17 protein-coding genes and 2 tRNA genes are annotated in these 19618 nt (G+C 47.8%); 9 read left to right on the top strand and 10 right to left on the bottom strand.

Going from position 1 to position 19618, the window contains the following annotated elements; all coding sequences use genetic code 11:
- Positions 1–16: 16 nt before the first annotated feature.
- A complete protein-coding gene (locus tag I8H75_01885; protein ID MBH2006088.1) occupies positions 17–604 on the bottom strand; it encodes a DedA family protein in 588 nt (195 codons plus the stop codon).
- A 173-nt stretch (positions 605–777) separates the two neighbouring features.
- On the opposite strand from I8H75_01885, the gene I8H75_01880 reads away from it, so the two are divergent.
- Both I8H75_01880 and I8H75_01875 read left to right on the top strand, forming a co-directional pair.
- Positions 778–854 (top strand) — tRNA-His (locus I8H75_01880).
- A 3-nt stretch (positions 855–857) separates the two neighbouring features.
- Positions 858–934: transfer RNA gene (locus I8H75_01875), tRNA-Arg, on the top strand.
- A gap of 315 nt (positions 935–1249) precedes the next feature.
- Here I8H75_01875 and I8H75_01870 read toward each other — a convergent pair.
- Positions 1250–2614: a trypsin-like peptidase domain-containing protein gene (locus I8H75_01870; protein MBH2006087.1), complete on the bottom strand. Its 1365-nt coding sequence runs from the start codon at positions 2612–2614 to the stop codon at positions 1250–1252.
- A gap of 198 nt (positions 2615–2812) precedes the next feature.
- Here I8H75_01870 and I8H75_01865 point away from each other — a divergent pair, with 198 nt between their 5' ends.
- Both I8H75_01865 and I8H75_01860 read left to right on the top strand, forming a co-directional pair.
- On the top strand, positions 2813–3832 hold the full coding sequence (locus tag I8H75_01865) for a DUF1566 domain-containing protein (GenBank protein ID MBH2006086.1): 1020 nt from the start codon (positions 2813–2815) through the stop codon (positions 3830–3832).
- Positions 3833–3863: 31 nt separating this feature from the next.
- Positions 3864–4751 carry an LD-carboxypeptidase gene (locus tag I8H75_01860; protein ID MBH2006085.1) on the top strand — a complete coding sequence of 296 codons (888 nt, stop codon included), beginning with the start codon at positions 3864–3866 and terminating at the stop codon, positions 4749–4751.
- Here I8H75_01860 and I8H75_01855 read toward each other — a convergent pair.
- Together I8H75_01855 and I8H75_01850 are read right to left on the bottom strand one after the other, a co-directional pair.
- The gene (locus I8H75_01855; protein ID MBH2006084.1) at positions 4737–5621 is read right to left on the bottom strand and encodes an SPFH domain-containing protein; all 885 of its coding nucleotides are present in this window, start codon (positions 5619–5621) and stop codon (positions 4737–4739) included. The two genes, I8H75_01860 and I8H75_01855, sit on opposite strands and share 15 nt — an antisense overlap.
- 78 nt (positions 5622–5699) lie before the next feature.
- Positions 5700–6659: a DUF1566 domain-containing protein gene (locus I8H75_01850; GenBank protein ID MBH2006083.1), complete on the bottom strand. Its 960-nt coding sequence runs from the start codon at positions 6657–6659 to the stop codon at positions 5700–5702.
- Positions 6660–6802: 143 nt separating this feature from the next.
- Here I8H75_01850 and I8H75_01845 point away from each other — a divergent pair, with 143 nt between their 5' ends.
- From I8H75_01845 to I8H75_01825, 5 genes are read left to right on the top strand one after another with little or no spacing between them, the layout of a single operon-like run.
- Positions 6803–7273, top strand: a complete 471-nt coding sequence (locus tag I8H75_01845) for a GatB/YqeY domain-containing protein (protein MBH2006082.1) — start codon at positions 6803–6805, stop codon at positions 7271–7273.
- A complete protein-coding gene (locus I8H75_01840; protein MBH2006081.1) occupies positions 7270–8883 on the top strand; it encodes a toprim domain-containing protein in 1614 nt (537 codons plus the stop codon). The genes I8H75_01845 and I8H75_01840 overlap by 4 nt, the downstream gene beginning before the upstream one ends.
- A gap of 19 nt (positions 8884–8902) precedes the next feature.
- A complete protein-coding gene (rpoD, locus tag I8H75_01835) occupies positions 8903–10804 on the top strand; it encodes an RNA polymerase sigma factor RpoD (GenBank protein MBH2006080.1) in 1902 nt (633 codons plus the stop codon).
- A gap of 31 nt (positions 10805–10835) precedes the next feature.
- The gene (locus I8H75_01830; protein ID MBH2006079.1) at positions 10836–11870 is read left to right on the top strand and encodes an ATP-grasp domain-containing protein; all 1035 of its coding nucleotides are present in this window, start codon (positions 10836–10838) and stop codon (positions 11868–11870) included.
- On the top strand, positions 11845–12348 hold the full coding sequence (locus I8H75_01825; protein MBH2006078.1) for a flavin reductase family protein: 504 nt from the start codon (positions 11845–11847) through the stop codon (positions 12346–12348). Before I8H75_01830 ends, I8H75_01825 begins: the two co-directional genes overlap by 26 nt.
- On the opposite strand, the gene I8H75_01820 is transcribed toward I8H75_01825, so the two are convergent.
- From I8H75_01820 to I8H75_01795, 6 genes are all read right to left on the bottom strand, one after another.
- Positions 12345–13040, bottom strand: a complete 696-nt coding sequence (locus tag I8H75_01820) for a sulfite exporter TauE/SafE family protein (protein MBH2006077.1) — start codon at positions 13038–13040, stop codon at positions 12345–12347. The genes I8H75_01825 and I8H75_01820 overlap by 4 nt on opposite strands.
- Positions 13040–14371, bottom strand: coding sequence for a cytochrome c oxidase accessory protein CcoG (gene ccoG / locus I8H75_01815; protein MBH2006076.1), 1332 nt, complete (start codon positions 14369–14371; stop codon positions 13040–13042). The genes I8H75_01820 and ccoG overlap by 1 nt, the downstream gene beginning before the upstream one ends.
- Entirely contained in the window at positions 14358–14924 is a 567-nt protein-coding gene (locus I8H75_01810; GenBank protein MBH2006075.1) for a c-type cytochrome, read from the bottom strand. The genes ccoG and I8H75_01810 overlap by 14 nt, the downstream gene beginning before the upstream one ends.
- Complete coding sequence (locus I8H75_01805; GenBank protein ID MBH2006074.1) at positions 14917–15090, bottom strand: CcoQ/FixQ family Cbb3-type cytochrome c oxidase assembly chaperone; 174 nt, start codon at positions 15088–15090, stop codon at positions 14917–14919. Before I8H75_01805 ends, I8H75_01810 begins: the two co-directional genes overlap by 8 nt.
- The gene (gene ccoN / locus I8H75_01800; GenBank protein MBH2006073.1) at positions 15091–17202 is read right to left on the bottom strand and encodes a cytochrome-c oxidase, cbb3-type subunit I; all 2112 of its coding nucleotides are present in this window, start codon (positions 17200–17202) and stop codon (positions 15091–15093) included.
- A 135-nt stretch (positions 17203–17337) separates the two neighbouring features.
- Positions 17338–19605 carry an HAD-IC family P-type ATPase gene (locus I8H75_01795; GenBank protein MBH2006072.1) on the bottom strand — a complete coding sequence of 756 codons (2268 nt, stop codon included), beginning with the start codon at positions 19603–19605 and terminating at the stop codon, positions 17338–17340.
- Positions 19606–19618 lie beyond the last annotated feature (13 nt).

Raw genomic sequence — 19618 nt, 5'->3', positions numbered from 1 at the left:
TTAGCAGCCGGCATGACTAGCGGCTGCCATGCTTTTTCCCCCCTATTCTAAATAGCGTGTACGCTATTAGGCAGATTCCGATGAAAATCAGAACTGTTTTTCCGTAGGCTTGTGCGAATCGGATCGCGTCTTCAACGCGATCGCTGAAAGCGTGTCCGATCAGAAGCAAAAAGGCGTTCCACAAAAGAGAAGAAAGGGTTCCCCAAAAGAGAACTCGTCGAATCGGCATTCGAATTAACCCCGCTGCGATCATAAAAGCGCTTCGGAAAGCGGGGATAAAACGATTGGATAAAATTAACAAAACTCCCCATCGGTCATAAGCTTTTTCAAGATGTTGGATGGACTCCGCTTTCAGTAGGCGTCGAAGTCCTAAGCCATGATAGCCAAGCCAATAGCCGATAAAAGCTCCCAAAATCGAGCCAGCGCTCATGAGGCAGTAGGTAGGAATCAAGGGAAGCACGCCTTGGGCGATCAAGAGACCACCGCCGACTAGAATGGTATCACCCGGGAAAGGCGGAAAAATACATTCAATGACAGCTGCAGCGAATAGAACCAGCATAGACTGCCAGGATGGAATCGATTGAATGTATTGGACCAGATCCATGAATTCCAGAATGCCACGAACGGTGATGGATAGGAACAACTTTAGGCTAAAATTGACTTGAATGCTCTAGGAAGTTGCTGAGCGAATGAGGTAATGGAATTCGATTTTCGAGTATTTCTCCTGAAGCCCCTTGAAAGATCGAATAATGCCCGATACGAGTGCTTGCTGACGCGGTGGATGTAGCTCAGTCGGTTAGAGCACCAGGTTGTGGCCCTGGGGGTCGAGGGTTCAAGTCCCTTCATTCACCCCAAATGCGTTCGTAGCTCAGCTGGATAGAGCACCGGATTTCGATTCCGGGGGTCAGAGGTTCGAATCCTCTCGAGCGCACCAATCCGCTAAAGTTCAATTTTCAAAAACACTCGCTTGTTCCCGTGTGCTGGCTGTCATAGGCAGAAAAACTCGAAATCAGGTCTATGATTTTTTGTATCAAAGCGACCTAAACCAAAAGCCTGACGCGTACCAATATTAACACAGTTTAAGGTTTCAAGAATTTCTCTGTGGTATTGTGCATATCATTGAGAAAAGCTTTCATGTCTTGTGAACGAGCGTCTGCGTTATCCAAGGGAGTCTCCGCATGCTTCAACTCTTCGTTTCTAGCTAATCTCGGTCAAATAGGTCTCTAAGCTGATCTGGTTTTCGATTGAGTCAGGGCTTTCGAACAATGAGCAAGAGAGAGCGATTATCGCGGCGGACCAAAACACGAAAAGGGCTTCCGGGCGAGATGGAACGAAGGGTAATTGCCAACCGTTCGACGCTGTCTATCATTTGACGATTGATCCGAACCATGACATCGCCCGGCTCTACACCGGCTATATGAGCGGCAGAATACGGGTTCACTTCTGTGATGCGCACCCCTGGATAGTGTGCATCCTCCTGTTGAATGCCTCGAATCCCCAAGGCTTCGAGTTCTTGTAACTGCGAGGGTTTTAGCTCTGTGGGTGCTGGGGGAGCTTCTAGGCTAAGGCGAACGGTTTGATACTGGCCATCTCGGAATAATTTGAGCTGAACGGTTTTGCCGACTCCAGCGAACCCGGTTTCTACCAAGAGCGCTTGGGCGTTGGTGAGTACTTTGCCTTCAAATTCGGTAATAACATCGCCTGGCTGTAATCCTGCGCGCATGGCGGTAGAATTCGCTAACACCTCTCGGATCAAAACACCGTGGGCTTGGGGTAAACCCAGTTCTTGAGCAAGCTCAGGAGACACGTCGATCACCCGGATTCCAAGGCTCGAACGAGTTACTTTGCCATGAGCTTTGAGTTGAGGCAAAATTTGCTTAACTTGGTCTATCGGAATGGCAAAAGCGATTCCTTGGCCGGCTGCATTGATGGCGGTATTGATTCCGATCGCTTCTCCGGAAAGGTTGACTAAAGCCCCGCCCGAGTTTCCAGGATTGATTGGGGCGCTGAGTTGGATAAAATCAAACAAGCCACGTTTTCCCGAAGGCTGAATGTCCCGGCGTCCTAGGGCAGAGATCGGCCCAAAAGAGATCGAGTAATCCAGTCCCAATGGATTGCCGATGGCGACAGCGAAATCTCCTACGAGCATTTTGCCGGATTCTCCTAAAGGAATGACTGGCCAGTCTTTTTTAGCACTTTGGATTTGAATCAAAGCGACGTCCGTGTCGGGGTCAGTACCGACTATCTCAGCATCGTATTCCTTAAGCTTGCCTCCCACTTTGACTCGGATTCGCGTTGCATTGGCAATCACATGATTGTTTGTCAGAGCAAGTCCGGATGGGTGAATGATAAAGCCGCTTCCTAAACCTTGCTGTTTCGGTTCCGAGTAACCGTAAGGCAGCCGATGTCGGTGATTGGACAAAGACTCTGTCGTGACTACTAAAACGGCAGGCTTGACTCTTTCAACCAAAGGAGCCAGCGATGGGATCGAGACAGATTTATTTTCGGAGGTCAACTGCTGAGTCCATAGACTACTCGGTTGCCGGTCGATGAAGTGAGCACAGAGGCAAATGGCAAAGACAGCAAATGAACCAAGTAGTAATAACTTTTTCATAGAATCATTTTGGTATGAGAGCGAAACGTTTCAAATGCAATAGGGGAAATTCGCTCGAATGCGTGTTGAGTTCAAAAGTACGATTCTTCAATCGGGTCTATCAAATTCACCGACATTTACAGTTCTGAAGTAGAAGTATAGGAGCGAGGGAGATAGATTTTCAATCGGCCTCATGAATGAGAAGAGAGTATTTGCGTTATGAATCAGGTTTTTGCTCCTATTTTCTTTATTTTTGTCCTATCTCCCAACTTATTGGCTTGGAGCTTGCTTCAGCACTGTCCCACTTGGCTGCAAGATGCAGAGTCTGAAATCGCTGGAATTGGGATACGAATCCGAGATAGCATTCGAGCAGTGGAGCCCTTTTCGCTCGGTTCTGCTTGGGTACCGCTCATTCGCATGGGCAATAACTACGTCGAACAAATGAGTCAACGGCTTAAGCGCATGCAAGAACTCCGATTCGAGATTCACAGGTTGCGCCAAATAGGGAAAATTTCAGAGGCTCTAGAAGCCGAAGAAGAGCTCTTGCGGCTCATCGAGTTGGGTGCTTTGCCTGAGAAGTTGCAAAGCACAGAAGCTTGGAAGATTGGATTGGGCCTTAGCGAAATGCCGGGTGAACTATTTTTGCCTACGTCTGGGGAGAAGTATCAGGCACCAGGATTATATTTGGTTCCCGGCGCGATTGAACCAGCAGTTCAGCCCGAATCTTCAGCCACGAGCGGCGAACAAACGCTGCCGAGAGCTTCGAGTCCAAATGAACCCGTTCATTCTCAAGCCTCCCAAGTTAATCAAAGGGTCCACGCAACAGGAGTATCGAGTCAGGTCATTACTCATGTTGCTCGCACTCAAATAATGCGAGTAGACCCGCTCAGAGGTTTAGAGAATTGGTATCAAGGCTTTCGTGTGCTCAAAGATCTACCCACCCTGGAATGGGAATTGGGCCGTAAAAGCTTGAGAAGAGTGACTTTCGAAGAAGCCGAGGCTTATGCGAGTGGCCATTCCGGAGAAGGGTGGCGATTGCCGACAATTTGGGAATTAGAAGGGTTGTATCAGCAGCGTAGTGTATTAGGAGAAGATGATGATGGAGCCTGGTATTGGTCAGACACTTCGGTCGTTGGCTACGCTGGTTTCTGTTGGGCCTTCAATTTCAGAGACGGTATCGCCTGCGTCGGTGATGTTTTCGTCGGGTATCGAGTACGTTTGGTGCGGGAGGTATTGTGATTCCATTTCATGTTGCTGATGGAGCCGATTCATGAAGATAATCCCTTTTGCAGTTTCGTCTCGGTTTAATGAGCAGCAATATGAGCAAGGGGCTCAATGGCTGCTCCAAAATCGCTGCGAAATTTTGAGCAATCCGATTCTGCGCATAGGCCTAGAGACCTATTTGAATGGTTCTGATGAAGAGCGTCTCCGTGAGCTTCAGCGGGCCTGCTCAGAAGAGAGAGCCGACGCGATTTGGGCGGTCCGAGGCGGCTATGGCATGACACGGCTTTTACCCATGCTGAAAGACTGCGAACCGGTTGCTCCGATCGTTGGATTTTCCGATACCACAGCTTTGATGATGCATTTCTGGGCTTTGCACGGGTTAAAGAGTCTACATGCTCCTTTAATCACGCAACTGAGTGAGGAATCTGCAGAGTCGAGCCAAGCGCTTTTGCTGGCCTTGAACGGACAAGCTCGAGACGTTGCATACCCGAGCTTAAGTCTCAGAAAGACTTACTTGAAAGATCGGATACGGGGGACGTTGCTTGCGGCCAATTTATCCATGCTTGTTGAGTTGCTCGGAACTCGGTCCATGCCATCTTTGTGCGGAACCATTCTTGTTTTAGAAGATGTCGGTGAAAAGCCTTATCGCTTGGATCGTATGCTAACGCACCTTTGGGCGGCCGGGGCTTTGAAAGGGATTCAAGCCATCGTTTTGGGTTATTTAACGGATTGTGGAGACGAACCGTTTAAGGTTTTTGAAGAACGATGCCAGAGCTTTGAAATTCCTCTGTTGACGGGTTTGCCGGTGGGTCATGAACAGCCTAATTGGCCTGTTCCGATTGGAGTAGAAGCGGAGATTCAACTCCAATCTCATCGAGGTACTCTGAAGGTTTTGGAAGAAGTATTTCCTTCGCGATTGTTATTTCGATGCTAGATTAGCGGCAGCAATCTGTTGAACAAGGTCACCCAGAGTACCGGGTGAGTGATTGAGGAACACCGTGTTCGATTTTCCAGTGGCTCCAATGTCTTTCAACGTGTCCAAGTATTGAATCATGAGGACTAGTTTCATCACATCATCGGCCGTTGTTCCCGGGATGGCTTTTTGAAATAAATCGACTGATTGCTGGAGACCATCGATAATGGCTCTGCGTTGATTGGCGATCCCGGTTCCTTGCAAAGCTTTGCTTTCGGCATCGCCTTGAGCGCGCTTGACAACCAAGATCCGTTCCGCTTCGCCTCTTTCATTCGCAGCGGTACGTTCTCGTAGGGCCGCGTTGATATCGTTCATCGCAGACTTTACCTTCTGGTCAGGGTCAATCTCCGTCACCAGAGCAGTTTGAATGCCGTAGCCAAACTCGGTCATCGACTCTGTCAGTTCGTCTTTAACAGCGTAAGCGATGGTATCTTTATTTTCAAATACATGGTCCAGGTCCATCTTAGGAACTTGGCCTCGAACGATATCTAGAACATGCGATTCGATTTGAGGGCCTGGAGTGCTCAGCTTGTAAAAAGCATCAAACAATCGAGTTTGAAGAACAAAATATTGAACAGCGATGTGGACACGCACAAAGACGTTATCTTTGGTCTTGGTTTCTACTTCAACGACCATCTGTTGAATGCGAAGATCCAGGCGGCGTGCAATGCGTTCAATGAAAGGCAGCTTCCAGTTAAGCCCGGGTCCGGCTACTCGAACAAAGCGACCAAAGCGCTCAATCGAAATCGAAGTTTGTTGGCGGACCGTAAAAAGAGTCATTGGAAAAAGTAGCAAGATAGCGACCGAACCCAAAATGATTGATAGATCCATTCTCAAGTCGTAGCACGTCTGGGAAGCCCTGCAACCCTTTTGTGTTAGGGCATAGCCCAATTCTCTCTCTGGGGAGGCTCACTCATCTAAATCCCGCACTAAGCAAACTAAATGGTGGCTAAAATTGCTGCCACCGTAAACATCGGCATCTTCAAAATCGAAGACCCAATGACAAGCACCACCGATAATCACATCCGTCACTGCTGTTTCAGACCAATACGAGGCTTCGTTGCAATCGTTTCCGAGCTCTCTGTGTTGCTGTCGATACAGTGCTTCCAGCTCCCAAATGGTTGGCAATTCCCATCCTTCCGCTAAACGGCTTGTGGCATAAGCTTGCGCTTCTTGAAAGGTCATTTTTTCCAAATTGGTGCAATCCCATTTCAGAGCAGTAATGTTCCTGGGCTCACGTGGACCTGTATATGACCTTCTTACCGATCGGAGTGGGTCCACAGACATCGCTTGCGTACGAACAACACGGATAGCGCCATCAATGGATGCTTCTTTGCCCTGAGCCTCTTGTTCAGCTTGAGAAGCTTGGCCAACATCCGCGGGTGAAGGGTTCGGTTCAACGGATGGTGCATCTGTGCCGGGCAGCAAGCGTAGTTCTGGTACCCCATACTTTTTCCCAGACGTAGGCAAAAATAGTTCACCCGGCATTTCGCTAAGGCCCAATCCAATCTTCCAAGCTTCTGTTCTTTGCAACTTCTCAGGCAAAGCACCCAACTCAATCAGGCGCAAGAGCTCTTCTTCGGCTTCTAGAGCCTCCGACATTTTTCCTATCTGGTGCAATCTGTGAATCTCGAGCCGGAGCTCTTGGATGCGTTTGAGTCGTTGGCTCATTTGCTCGATGTAGTTATTGTTCGTGCGAATCAGCGGCACCGAAGACGAGCCCAGCGAAAAAGGTTTTACTTCTCGAACGCTGTCTCGGATTTGTCGGCTGATTCGGGCGACTTCAGATCTAGGATCTTTTAGCCAAGCCAATAAGTCTGTGGATAGTGCAAAAACAAGGACAATAGAGGTAGAAATGGGACGTATCAAGCGAACACTCTCCTCATGCTAACAAGGTTACCAACAATCTGGTTCCTGTCTCTATTCTCTCACTGCAGATAGCACAAGCTACTCTAGGCAAGGTTTTCATCCATCAAGTTCCTTTTTCTCCGCAAATGTGCGATGAGATGACTATGATTTCATTACACGATAGAGTTAGCTTGGACTGGAAGGATGCGATGAAAGCACGCGATCCGAAAAAAGACGTTTTGGCGTTGGTGCGCACAGAACTGAAAAATCGGGCCATCTCCGCTCGGACCCATGGGTCTTCGGAAGGGACTGATTTGGATGATTTGCAGGCTCTGGATGTCTTAAAGAAAATGGCTAAACAACGCCGAGAATCTGTGGAGTCGTTCAAAGCGGGTGGGCGCATGGATTTAGCTGAAAAAGAAGCTTTTGAATTATCGGTAATCGAGTCTTACTTGCCAGCTCAGCTGGATGAACGTGCTTTGGAACGTCTTGTGCGAGAACACATCGAGTTACTGGGAGCATCGGGAGCTCAGGACATGGGCAAAGTGATGAAAGCGGTGCTGGCGAGTGCAGCCGGTCAAGCGGATGGAAATCGTGTCTCAGCCTGTGTTAAGAGGTGTTTAGGAGTATCGTGAAGCTCGAAGACGCAATCGCCGAGATCAAGCGGCGTACGGACTTGGTCCAAGTCATTGGACGGACCGTTAAATTGAAAAAACAGGGGCCCAGCTACTTGGGCCTTTGTCCTTTTCACGCCGAAAAGAGCCCTTCCTTCAACGTTCGTCCTGATAAGGGCTTCTTTAAGTGTTTTGGCTGTGGAGCCAGTGGCGATGTTTTTAGCTTTTTAGAAAAGCAAAGCGGGCAGCTTTTCATGGATATCGTGCGGCAATTGGCTGCTGAACATGGAATTGTGATTCAGGGGAATGCCAAAACTCGAGTCGATCATTTGTCTTTAGATGCTTTGGAGCGTGACCAGTCTTATTTTCTAGCAAACTTAAAAGACGAACCGCTTCGATATTTGACTCAAGTTCGACGCTACCCCACTGAATTTATCGAAAAAATGGGATTGGGTTTTGGAGCCAACTCAGATTCTCTCTTTCATTCACGAATTACCATTCCCATTCGAAATCCTCGTGGTCAAATCATTGGATTCGGAGGGCGGATTTTTGGCAATTTAGAAAAGACACGACCCAAATACGTCAATAGTTCTTCCAGTGAAGTGTACGACAAAAGCCAGACTCTCTATGGGCTCTACGAATCGCTTCCGCTGATTAAAAAGCAGAGCCGCGTGATGGTGGTGGAAGGATACTTTGATGTGATGGCTTTTTTGGCCAGCGGTATCCCAGCGGTTGCGCCTTGTGGAACAAGCTTAACTCAAGGACACGCCAGCCTGATCCAGAAGTATACGCAGGAAGTTGTGCTTTGTTTCGATCGAGATCCAGCGGGTGTGGCCGCTCAAGAGAAGGCCTTGCTTTTATTTCTCGCGAATGGATTTCAGGTTCGAACGGCCGAAATGCTTGATAAAGATCCGGACTCTCTGTGGCAAAAGGGAGAATACGAGACGCTGAAAGGCTTGCTTTCCAATGCCAAAGATGCCGTTCAAGTTCGGATTGAACAAGCTTCATCCGACGGGATGATAGGGGTACACGCTCGGATTCAAGCGTTGCAGGCACTTTTGCCGGTTCTTTCGGTGCACCCGGATCCGCTCGTCAATCGTCAGTATGTCCGATTGGCTTCGTCTATCTTGAAAGAAGACGAACGCGTGTTGATTCAATCGGTTTTGAAAGCTCGCCCGGGAGCTCTTCCTAAAGCTGCGGCGCCTATATCCCGTGAAATCGCTCGTGTAGTTTGGAGCGCTTCTGAAAAGCTTTTGTTTGCAGCGTTTGTGCAACATCCTGCTTTGGTGCATGAGGCGAGCGATATTGTCGCGGAATTAAACTCAGATTTTGCGTTTTTTATGGATCGAGTGATGGAGTTGCCGAACCAAAAAGGATGGTCTGACATTGTATTGCCTCGACACTCGACGGTGGTGTATCAATTGAAAGAAGTGAACGTTTCTGAAATCAGTCGACAAGAAGCGGAATTGATTTTACAAGGCTGGCGGCTTCGAGTCCAGAAAAAGAAAAAGAACGCTTGGCTGTCAGAACAGCACAAAAGATTGTTGCAGGCAAGTTCAGAGGGTAATCTCCAGGAAGTTCGAGATACACTCAAGAGCCAGACAGGAGCACTCAAGCAGGGTTGGACTTGAAGACTTTGATGGATCGGATATGGGTAAATGTGTGACTGAAAAAAATAAATTCGATATGGACGCTGATATTGATATGGATGAGCTCGATTTAACTGCAGAATCAGACTTCGATGCGGACGATTTTGATGAACTAGGCTCTTTTTCGAAGCCTCGTTTACCCAACCCTGTCAAGATAGTGGCTCGAGTGTTTCACGAGAGAAAAGATGTTGTCAAGCTTGTCAGTCGTGGGCGCGACAAAGGCACTTTGAGCATTGATGAGGTTAATGATGCTCTGGGGTCCGATCTGGCCAAAATGGAAGATTTGGAAAACTTAGTCGCGCTCTTGCTTGAGGCGGAAGTTGAGCTGACCGATGATGGCGGCAAAACGGCGGAAGTTGGCCCAAAAGAAGAAGTTGAAGAGTTTTCTGCTGAAACCGATGGCGAAGCTGTGGAATCAGGGGATTTCTCAAAGGGAAATGATCCAGTTCGACTTTATTTAAGAAAAATGGGTTCGGTCCATCTGCTGACTCGCGAAGGTGAAGTTGAGATTTCGAAACGAATTGAAGAAGGCGAAATCGAAGTTTTGTCGGCAGTTTTGCATACCCCCATTTGCCTCATCGAAATTCTGGATTTGGGAGAGCGGCTTCGAAAAGGCAAAATACGCGTCAAAGAGATCGTCAAAGAGAACGAGCCGGGGGAAGATGGGCAAACCATTGAATTTGATGAACCCAAAATTACCGAACGCGCTTTAAAAATTGTGGCAGAACTGACCCAACTTCGGAAAAAAATTACTTCGACAAACAGCGAAAAAGTCGTTTCTTTGCTTCGTGAGCTTAAGATTAACAAGCGTCAGATCGATCGGATTGTTCAGCGGATCAAGATCTTGGTTAGACGCGTCAACAAAGTCGAATTCGAAATCTCGAATATTGAAAGGCGCGTTAATCGTTCTGCGCATGTTATCTTAGAAGAAATCCGAGCTTGCGAAAGCAAGCAAGAGAAGATGGCCGTCTTGGCTAAAAAGTGGATGACCAGCATTGAGCACTTGCAGGATTGGTACCGGACGATTGTGATGGGAGTTCATCGCATTAAGCGCGTCCAAGAAGAAGCTCAGGTCGACGTCGAAAGTTTGCGAGAAGCTTATCGCTTTGTTCAAAAAGGCGAACGAAAAGCGAATCGTGCGAAAGAACAACTCGTTGAAGCCAATCTTCGTTTGGTGGTTTCGATTGCAAAAAAATATACCAATCGCGGTCTGCAATTTTTGGATCTCATCCAAGAAGGCAACATTGGTTTAATGAAAGCGGTAGACAAATTCGAATATAAGCGTGGCTATAAATTCTCAACGTACGCGACTTGGTGGATTCGGCAAGCGATTACGCGTGCGATAGCCGATCAGGCTCGTACGATTCGCATTCCGGTTCATATGATTGAAACGATCAATAAGTTGGTTCGAACCAGCCGATACTTGGTGCAGGATTTGGGCCGTGAGCCCACTCCGGAAGAAATCGCTGAAAAAATGGAAATGCCGGTTGAAAAAGTTCGTAAAGTACTCAAAATCGCTAAAGAACCGATTTCCTTAGAGACCCCGATTGGAGATGAAGACGATAGCGGAAGTTCGTTGGGAGATTTTATTGAGGATAAGTCGGCGATTAACCCGTCCAGTGCGGTCATGCTGATGAATCTCAGCGAACAAACACGCAAAGTATTGGCCACGCTGACGCCTCGAGAGGAAAAGGTTTTGCGCATGCGTTTTGGAATCGGTGAGCGTTCCGATCACACGCTGGAAGAAGTTGGCCAAGACTTTGAGGTCACACGTGAGCGCATTCGGCAGATTGAAGCCAAAGCGCTTCGAAAACTTCGACATCCTTCCCGATCGAAGAAGCTGTTTGCTTTCTCTGAACCGACAGAGGCTCAGATCCAGAAAAATTCGCAATCAAGAGAGTAGTTTCGAGTCAGGGCTTGTAAGAGGGATATCGATGCGTGAAAATCTTGTGATTATTTTTGGAGGCCATAGTCGAGAAAGTTTGGTTTCAGTGGCGACCGCGCAGAATTTGAGCCAAGCGTTGCCGGAAGCGAGTTGTTGGTTTTGGGCACTGGATGGGCAAATCTACGATGTATCGAGAGAACATCTTTTAAGCCATGCGGATGCTTTTAAAGTGCCTCTCATTCCTCAGAAAGCTCCTCTTTTCGAAAGCCTTTCCATGGCCTTGCATTCTGAGTTAGCCTTCAAGAGTTTATTTATTAATGGCCTGCATGGGGGCTCTGGAGAAGACGGAACGGTTCAATATTGGTTCGAGAAACGTTACACCCCTTTCACCGGGCCAGGCTCTGAGGCTTGTCGTGCTTGCATGAACAAAGATCAAGCGAAACAAAAATTAAAAGCTGCTGGAGCTCGAGTCGCGGAATCTTACTTAATATCAGGATATGATGATGTCGAAGCGGAAGCATCGATTCGAAAATTGTTTCAGAGTTTTGATCGGTTGATCTTAAAACCCAATGAAGAAGGATCCAGCTTTGGGCTTTTATTGCTAGAGCCCTCTAATTGGGACCAAGCTCTGCGAGAGATTAGCAAAAATCTAGGCACCTCTTACTTGCTGGAGGCTTATATTCCTGGAACCGAATTGACGGTCGGGGTTGTTGATTCGAAATCCGGTACTCGAGCTTTAGTGCCCACAGAGCTTCGGGTTCAGCGAGGTTTTGCAGACTACGATGGGAAGTATTTAGGCCTTGGAACGGTCGAGGTGACTCCTGCACAGGTGAGCGCTCATGTGATTGAGATGGCCCAGCGTTTAGCGGTGGCTGCTCATACGGTCTTGAATTGTGAAGGATATTCTCGGACGGATATGATTGTGGATCAGCAAGGTGTGGTATTTCTAGAAACCAATGCTCTTCCAGGCCTGACCAAGGCGTCGCTTGTTCCTCAGGCGCTCGCTTATGAAGGGGTAAGCCTTCGGGAGTTTCTTGAGGAACAAATGGAGATCGCTCGTGTCCGAGCTCGTCGAACGCTATAAGGAAGCCATGTCTCACTGGCCTTCAGGGGTTGCGGTTGTTACAACCCATCTGGATGGCCAGGATTACGGAATGACCGTGAGCTCGTTGACCAGCGTGAGCTTGCATCCTTCAATGATCTCAGTGTGCATCGATAAACGTACAACGATGTGTTCGATTTTGCAGCAATCTAGGTCTTTTGCCGCGAGCATGCTTGATTCGACTCAAAGAAAGGTAGGGCAGACTTTTTCGGATTCAACGATTCGGATGCCCGATCGGTTTAAGAAGCACGCGTTTCAGAATCTCCATTCGGGAAATCGGGTTCTATCCGACGGATTGGCTTGGTTGGACTGCAACGTTCATTCTTTTCACGATATTGGCGACCATGTTATTTTCGTCGGAGAGGTTTTAGAAGCCAAGACACTGAGCACTCAAAGTCCGATCGTTTATTACCGTCGTGGATGGCATCGGGTTGCTGATATAGATGGTTCGCCCTTTTAAAAAAACATGATCATGTAGTGCTGCCCGAAGAGTTGGAAATGAACATGGCAGTGATTCAAGATACCTGCTCCGGCTAAACCCACTAAAATCATCCAAATTCCTGAAATGCCTAAAAGAGCTGGGGAAAGTCGCTTCAAGAACTCGATTTTTTGAAGACGTTGCAAGATATTCGGGATTCGGGTGGAGATCCACAGGGCAGGGGTTGTCAAGAGAACCAATAAAGCCATGATGAGCGCACCGTGTAGAGGAGATAAGGTGGTTGCTGCAATACCGAGAGCCCAGACGGTAATCATGCAGGGCATAAAAGCCAAACACATCCCCAAGAACAGAGGTCGTATCAGGCCGAATTCATCGGGTTGTAAAATCGCTAATTTAGAAGCAAGGCGGTGAGTGTTTTTGAAGCGATAGGTTTTTCCTGCTTGCACAATCAGCAAACAACCAAAAGCAATGCTGATGACAGTCCCTGCTGCGCTAAAAGTTTTTTCAAAGACAGCTCCAAGAGCTCCCGTGATGGCTCCAAAAATCATATAGAGCGTAGTTCTCCCCAGTTGATAAAAGAGAAGCCCAAATCGCTGACGCCCTATCTGTAAACCACACAAGATCGGCCCGCACATGCCAATGCAATGAAATCCGATGAAGATAAACCCGACACTGAAGAGCTGTCCATACGCTGCGTAAATGCTAGGCGACATCAGAGAGGTCCTATTAAAGTCCCTTGAAGAACTTGCGACTGGCCCGAAACAGAATCCGAAACACGAATATGGGTTTTCATGCCTCGAACATAGGCTTTTATCGGGAGTTCGACAATGACGGGCGTCTGAAAGCTTTGGAGCGGTTGCAACGAGAGGGTCTGCAGCGGTAGAATAACCTGGACCCGGTTTTCAGAGACATTCTGCAACTGAAAAACGGCTGAATGGTTGTTCTTATTGGTTAAGTGGATCATAAATTGATTTCGAATGATTCCTTGCTCGAGGGTAAAGGGAATGCCTTGAACTCTGAGAAGATTTGCATTGAAAGGGGGGCGTTTCAGCCAAAGAGTCGTTGCGATTGCTAGCCCGGCGATCCCTGCCAAAGCATAGCCGACCATGCGTGGTCGTAAAAAACGCCTTTTTCCGGTTTCAAGTCCACGCAGCGAATCGTATCGAATCAAGCCAAGAGGTCGACCCAATTTGTTCATGATCGCATTGCAGGCATCGATGCAATTCGCGCACTCAAGGCACTCCATTTGAAGGCCATTGCGAATATCGATGCCGGTTGGGCAGACCGCGATGCAGCGGCCGCAATCGACGCAGTCTCCTGCCGTCGTATCTCGAGCTTTGCCTCGAGTCTCGCCGCGTTTGGAATCGTAGTTGATATGGATGGTGTCTCGATCTTGCAAGGCCGATTGCATGCGCCCGTAAGGGCACAGAATAACGCAAAACTGCTCTCGAAACCAATAGAAATTAAAATAAATAAAAATGCTTAAAAAATATAATATAATATTTTTATTTTCGTTAAAATATTTTAAAAATGTATAGTTTGTAAAAATTGATATGAAAATATAAATAATATGTTTTGAGAATTTTTGAACAATCTTCGAAGCAGTCCAAGGAGCCTGAGCGAGACGTTGACGCTGATGAGCAGGGCCTTCAATCCACCGCTCGATTCGCCGAAATACTCCTTCAACAAAGACCGTCTGAGGACACAGCCAGCCACACCAAATTCGACCCACAAAAGCCGTGAGAACAATCAGAAAAAAAGCGGCTCCAGAAGCTAGGAAAAATGCGAGAAAGAAATCTTGCGCATTGAACACTTGGCCCAAGAGGTAGAAATGGCGTGCCTTGATATCGATTAAAATCGCAGGCCGTCCTGCGATTTTTACCCAAGGCAGACCAAAATAGACCAGCATCAGAAGGCTCAATAAAACCGATTTGATGCGCTGATAAAACCCTGAGACATCTGCGGGATAGACGTACTTTCGGCTTCCTCGATGATCCAAAATAAAAAGACGATCCAGGTTCGGCTTTTTGTCAGGGCTTTTCATGGTCTAAGACCCCTTGAGGTGCTTTACCGGGTATCGCAGTGTTCTTGAGGGTCAAAATAAACGCGACTAACTCGTTGATTTTTTGCTCGCTAAGCACCGACTTCCAAGCTGTCATGCCTTTTTCAACGACTCCATGGGAAATGATGTGTCGAATTTCCATGGGGCTAGAACCGTGCATCCAATAACGGTCGGTCAGGTTAGGCCCAATGCCTCCTTGGCCTCGATCACCATGGCAAGCCACGCAGGCTTGAAAAAAAACGATTTTTCCAGCAGCAACGATATCTGGATCTTGGCTCATCGAAATCAGCTGCGCATTGTCAACATGCCCTGCTGCAGCGGCTTTGAGCTCTGCGGTCATTTGGTTTTGATGCACCAGTGCTTGATCTGGGAACATACCCAGGTTTAGAACATGGTAATATCCCCAATACGCGAAGGTAAATACGACGGTGGAGAAGAAGCTCAGCAACCACCAACGTGGAAGTGGGTTGTTGTATTCTCGGATGCCATCGTAATCGTGATCCCGTTCTTGATCGCGTTCGGTTTCATCAGCCATTCGGATCCTCCTCCAAAGGTAAGTGAGCGATTGCATCGAATCGGCTCGGTTCGCTTTTTGATCTCAGAACTTGAATGAAGATGACGATAAATAAAACGAAGAAAAATAGAAACGCGACAAGTGCATAAGATAAGAAGGAGCTATCCGCATAAAATTCTCGGTACATTTAGCGAGTTCCGAGTGATTGCAGATAGGCAATCAAAGCAATCATTTCAGCATCATAGTCTAAAGAAGCCCCTTCTTCTTGAAGCGCATTGGCCAAAGCTTTGGCATCGCTTTGAGCCGAGATTTCAGCATTCAAAACTTCCGCTTCCGAGTAAGGAACCCCAACGTGTTTCATGGCGTTCATTTGGATGGGGCTAAGAGAAAAATCGACTTTTTGTTCCGAAAGCCAGTCATAGCTTGGCATGTTCGAGCCAGGTGAAATAGCTCGTGGATCCTGCATATGGTAAAAATGCCAGATGTTCGGATATTTTTTCCCGACTCTCTGCAAATCTGGGCCTGTCCGTTTGCTTCCCCATTGAAAGGGGTGGTCAAAGATGAAGTCCGTTAATTTTGCATGAGCACCGTAGCGCATTTCTTCATCCTGGAAGGGGCGGATCATTTGACTGTGGCAATTGTAACACCCTTCTCGAACGTAGATATCGCGTCCGTGTAGCTCCAGCGCTGTGTAAGGCCGGATGGGCCATTTTCCATCAACCGCTTGAGTTTCGGATAAAATAGTGGGGATAAGCTCTGCGATTCCGCCCGCAAGAATGGCTAGGGTGACTAAGCCAGTGAACAGCAAAGGCCTGCCTTCTAAAAATCGGTGATCGTTAGGTGAAAAAATCAGGTTGGAGCGCGGAGCTGCTTCGGGGAAGGTTTCAAGGACGGTGACGGTGGTATCCGTGGCTTTGCCCAAGGACATGGTCATCAGCAGATTCCAAATCATGAGTACGAAACCGAACAGATAAAGGCTGCCGCCCACAAGGCGCATCCAATACATGGGGCGAATCGCAACCAGGGTCTCAACAAAATTGGGGTAGAGCAAAGAGCCTTCAGGTGTCATGGCACGCCACATCAAGCTTTGGGTGATGCCTCCTACCCACATCGCCATGACGTACAAAACAATGCCAAACGTAGCGATCCAAAAATGAAAATCCGCAGCCGCTTTGCTGTAAAGCTCTCGCGAATACAATCTTGGCACGAGCCAATAAAACATCCCCGCCGCCATGAACCCATTCCAACCGAGTGCCCCGCTGTGCACATGTCCCACAACCCAGTCGGTGTAGTGCGCAAGAGCAGAAATACTTTTGATAGAAAGAAGAGGCCCTTCCAATGTGGACATTCCGTAGAAAGTGACTGCCGCAATAAAGAATTTTAACACAGGATCGGTTCGAAGTTTATTCCAAGCTCCGCGAAGGGTCAAAAGACCATTGATCATTCCGCCCCAAGAGGGTGCCCAAAGCATGACTGAGAAGAGCATTCCCATAGACTGAGTCCAGTCTGGAAGAGCGCTATTGAGAAGGTGATGAGGTCCGGCCCAAATATAGAGAAAGATGAGCGACCAAAAATGAATCATCGAAAGGCGATAAGAGTAGACCGGTCTTTCGGCCGCTTTGGGAATAAAATAGTACATGATACCCAAAATCGGGGTGGTCAAAAAAAAGGCAACCGCGTTGTGCCCATACCACCACTGGACCAAGGCATCTTGAACGCCTGCAAATACGGAGTAGCTCTTAGTCCATGAGACGGGTATGGCCAAATTGTTGACAACATAAAGCACTGCGATGGTGATAATGGTGCTGATGTAAAACCAAATCGCAACGTATAGATGCTTCTCGCGGCGCTTGGCCAAAGTCCAGAAAAAGTTGATTCCAAAAACAACCCAGATAGCAACCACAGCCAAATCAATGGGCCATTCAAGCTCAGCGTATTCTTTAGACTGCGTGATTCCAAGAGGCAATGTAAGGGCTGCGGCAACAATGATCGCCTGCCACCCCCAAAAATGAAGACTGGAAAGAAAGTCGCTGGCAAGTCGAGCCTTGAGCAGACGTTGGGTAGAATAATAAATGCCAGCGAATAGCATATTGCCTACAAAAGCAAAAATCACTGCGTTGGTATGAAGTGGGCGTATTCTTCCGAAAGAAAGCCAGGATAATCCAAAGCTTGCTCTCGGATCAGCAAGCTGTGCAGCGATTAAAACACCGACCAGCATGCCCACAAGACCAAAGAACAGGGATGCCCAAATAAATTGACGTACGACCGAGTCGTTATAGGTGATCTTGACCTGCTTCATGTTCTTCCTCCTGGAGGGGCAGCAGCGAAAGTGAATCGAGGGTGTCGTAATCGCCTTGTTGGAAACTGTAGGTGAAAAGAAGGATGCCAACAAAAGTCAATACGATTCCAACAAAAAAGGTGAGCAGCAAGACAATCATCCCTTGCTTTGCCGAAAAGAAAAGAGTGTGATTGCGATGATTGAAATGGAGCTGAGTGGCATAAAAATGGCGGCAAAAACAGGCGATAGGACTCCAGAAAATGCTAGAGTGATCGCTAGCACATTGTATCCAAGGGCGTAAAGAAGATTTCGATGAATCACGTGGTGAAGATGATCAGCCAATCGAAGCACGGAACCGAGTGGCCCGAGGCCTGTTCCAAGGTAAAAATAGTCCGCTTTCCCAGGGATAGAGGGGTGTAAGATGGCCGGTGTTCCTGCGCAATAAGCGGTATCAAATGCAGGTGAATCGTTGATTCCGTCTCCAATCATCAGGGTATCTTGATGGTCGATTGCCAGGATTTTTTCGGCTTTTTCACCAGGGCTTAGGTTTCCCCAAATATGCGATTCGGGAATGGCGAGCTTTTCAGCCAGTTGTGAGACTTTGTGAGTTCGATCGCCAGAGAGCAAGTAGATTTGAATTTTTCGCTTTCGTAGCTCTGCAAGCTCTGACAGAACATCTTCTTTGAGAGTTTCAGCAAAGCGGAAAGTAGCCAGAATCCGATCGCTTTTTTTGAAGCTATCGTCCAATGTCCATTCGCCGTAGCGCATGCCGACACCGGTGATTTCTTCAACCTGAGCCTGAGGGTCGATGGATTCGGACAGATAGCCTAGTAAAGCTTTTGACTTAGGGTGATTGGAACGGACCACCATCTGAAAGAGTGCGTTGCGTTCCACAGGACTAAGTTCAGAAATCGCTTCTGGGTTTTCCACCGAAAGGTGGCCAAGCGTCAGAGTTCCGGTCTTGTCAAAGAAGCAGTGACGAACCTTTCGGATTCGCATGAAGAAGTCTGAATTACGAATGTATAGACCGTAACGTCGTAGGTGCACGATGGCTGAATCCAGAGCCAGTGGAGTCGCTAGTCCGATGGCACAGGGGCATGTCACAACCAGTAGAGCGACGGTGATGTTTAAAGCTTGTTGAAATCCGCTGGGAATCCACCATAAGAATCCGGCCAAAGCGATCAAAATCACCCCAAGGGTATAAAAGCGGCTGAGGCGAGGAAATAACGGAGAGTGTACTTGATTTTTAGAATGAATCGGGTTGGAATTGGCCAATAGTGGGACGAGCTGGGATTGCTGAAAGCCTTCCTTGAGTTCGAAAGTCAGAGCTTTTGAGCCAATGTGAAAGGCGCCTGCAGGCAGTAAATCGCCGAGTTGGTAGAGATGAGGAGTGGACTCTCCTTGAATCCACTCCAAAGAAAAATGGCCGCTGGAAGATAAGAGCTTGCCTTGGCAGGGGAGTACTTCGCCGGGGACAACGAGAATCCGATCGAAAGCATTGAGCGATTGTGCTGGAACGAGCGATACGCCGCTTGCGGTGATTTTTCGAACGCATAGGTTTTGGATGGAGTTATCGCGCAAGAGAAGGCTTCGATTATGCTCAATCATTCGGTTTTGTAAAATTCGCCCAAGCAGCATGAAGGTCACAAAGATATTCAGCGTGTCAAAATACACGGCTTGCTGGTATTCAGAAAAAAACGAAATCAGGCTTCCTAAAAACCCAAGAAAGAGTCCGAGCGCAATCGGAAGATCCAAGTGAATCAAGCCATGCTTCAAAGCTTGATAAGCACTTTTGAAGAAAACAGACCCACCGACCCACAAGCAGATAAGCGATAGAATCAAATTGGTCCAAGAGAAAACCGAATAGATCGTAGGGTTGTTGTCGGTTGCCAAACCGAAATAGAACGAAGCGGATAAGACCATGGAGTTCATGGAAAGAGCGGCGCAAATAGCAAAGCGGAAGAGAAAGGGGCTGGACGTCGTGGTGGCTTGGCTTGCCGGAGCAGTTTGGTAGCCAATTTGGGCGAGTTTTAGCAAGAAGGGGCGGAGGTCGAATCCCTTCTGATAAATCAAGTGCATCCGGCCGATGGAGGAATTGATTCGAACCTGAACACAGCCAGGCTCTTTTTGAAAAAGCTGTTCGATGAGCCAGATGCAAGCTGTGCAATGAAGGCCTTGGATGTCAACTTCGAGGGTATCAAAGGATCCAATGGGCTGAGTGCGTGGGATGATCCAATCAAACAGTTCTAAAGACAAAAGAGGGCTATTTCCAACTGCGAATCCTGTTCCATCCATTAATTCATAAAAGCGACTGAGCCCTGCTTCGTTTAAAAAGCGGTAAGCAAAACAGCAACCGGTGCAGCAAAATAGATCCTCTGGATTTTTAGGTATGTAAGCTAAACGGCAGTGGCGACAGCTTCGCATGACGAGAGCCATG

It is taken from the genome of Myxococcaceae bacterium (genome assembly GCA_016000045.1).
Classification (GTDB): Bacteria; Myxococcota; UBA727; order UBA727; family JABDBI01; genus AER2-1.
The sequence above is the reverse complement of the archived record's forward strand: the minus strand, read 5'-3'. Positions and strand labels throughout refer to the sequence as shown.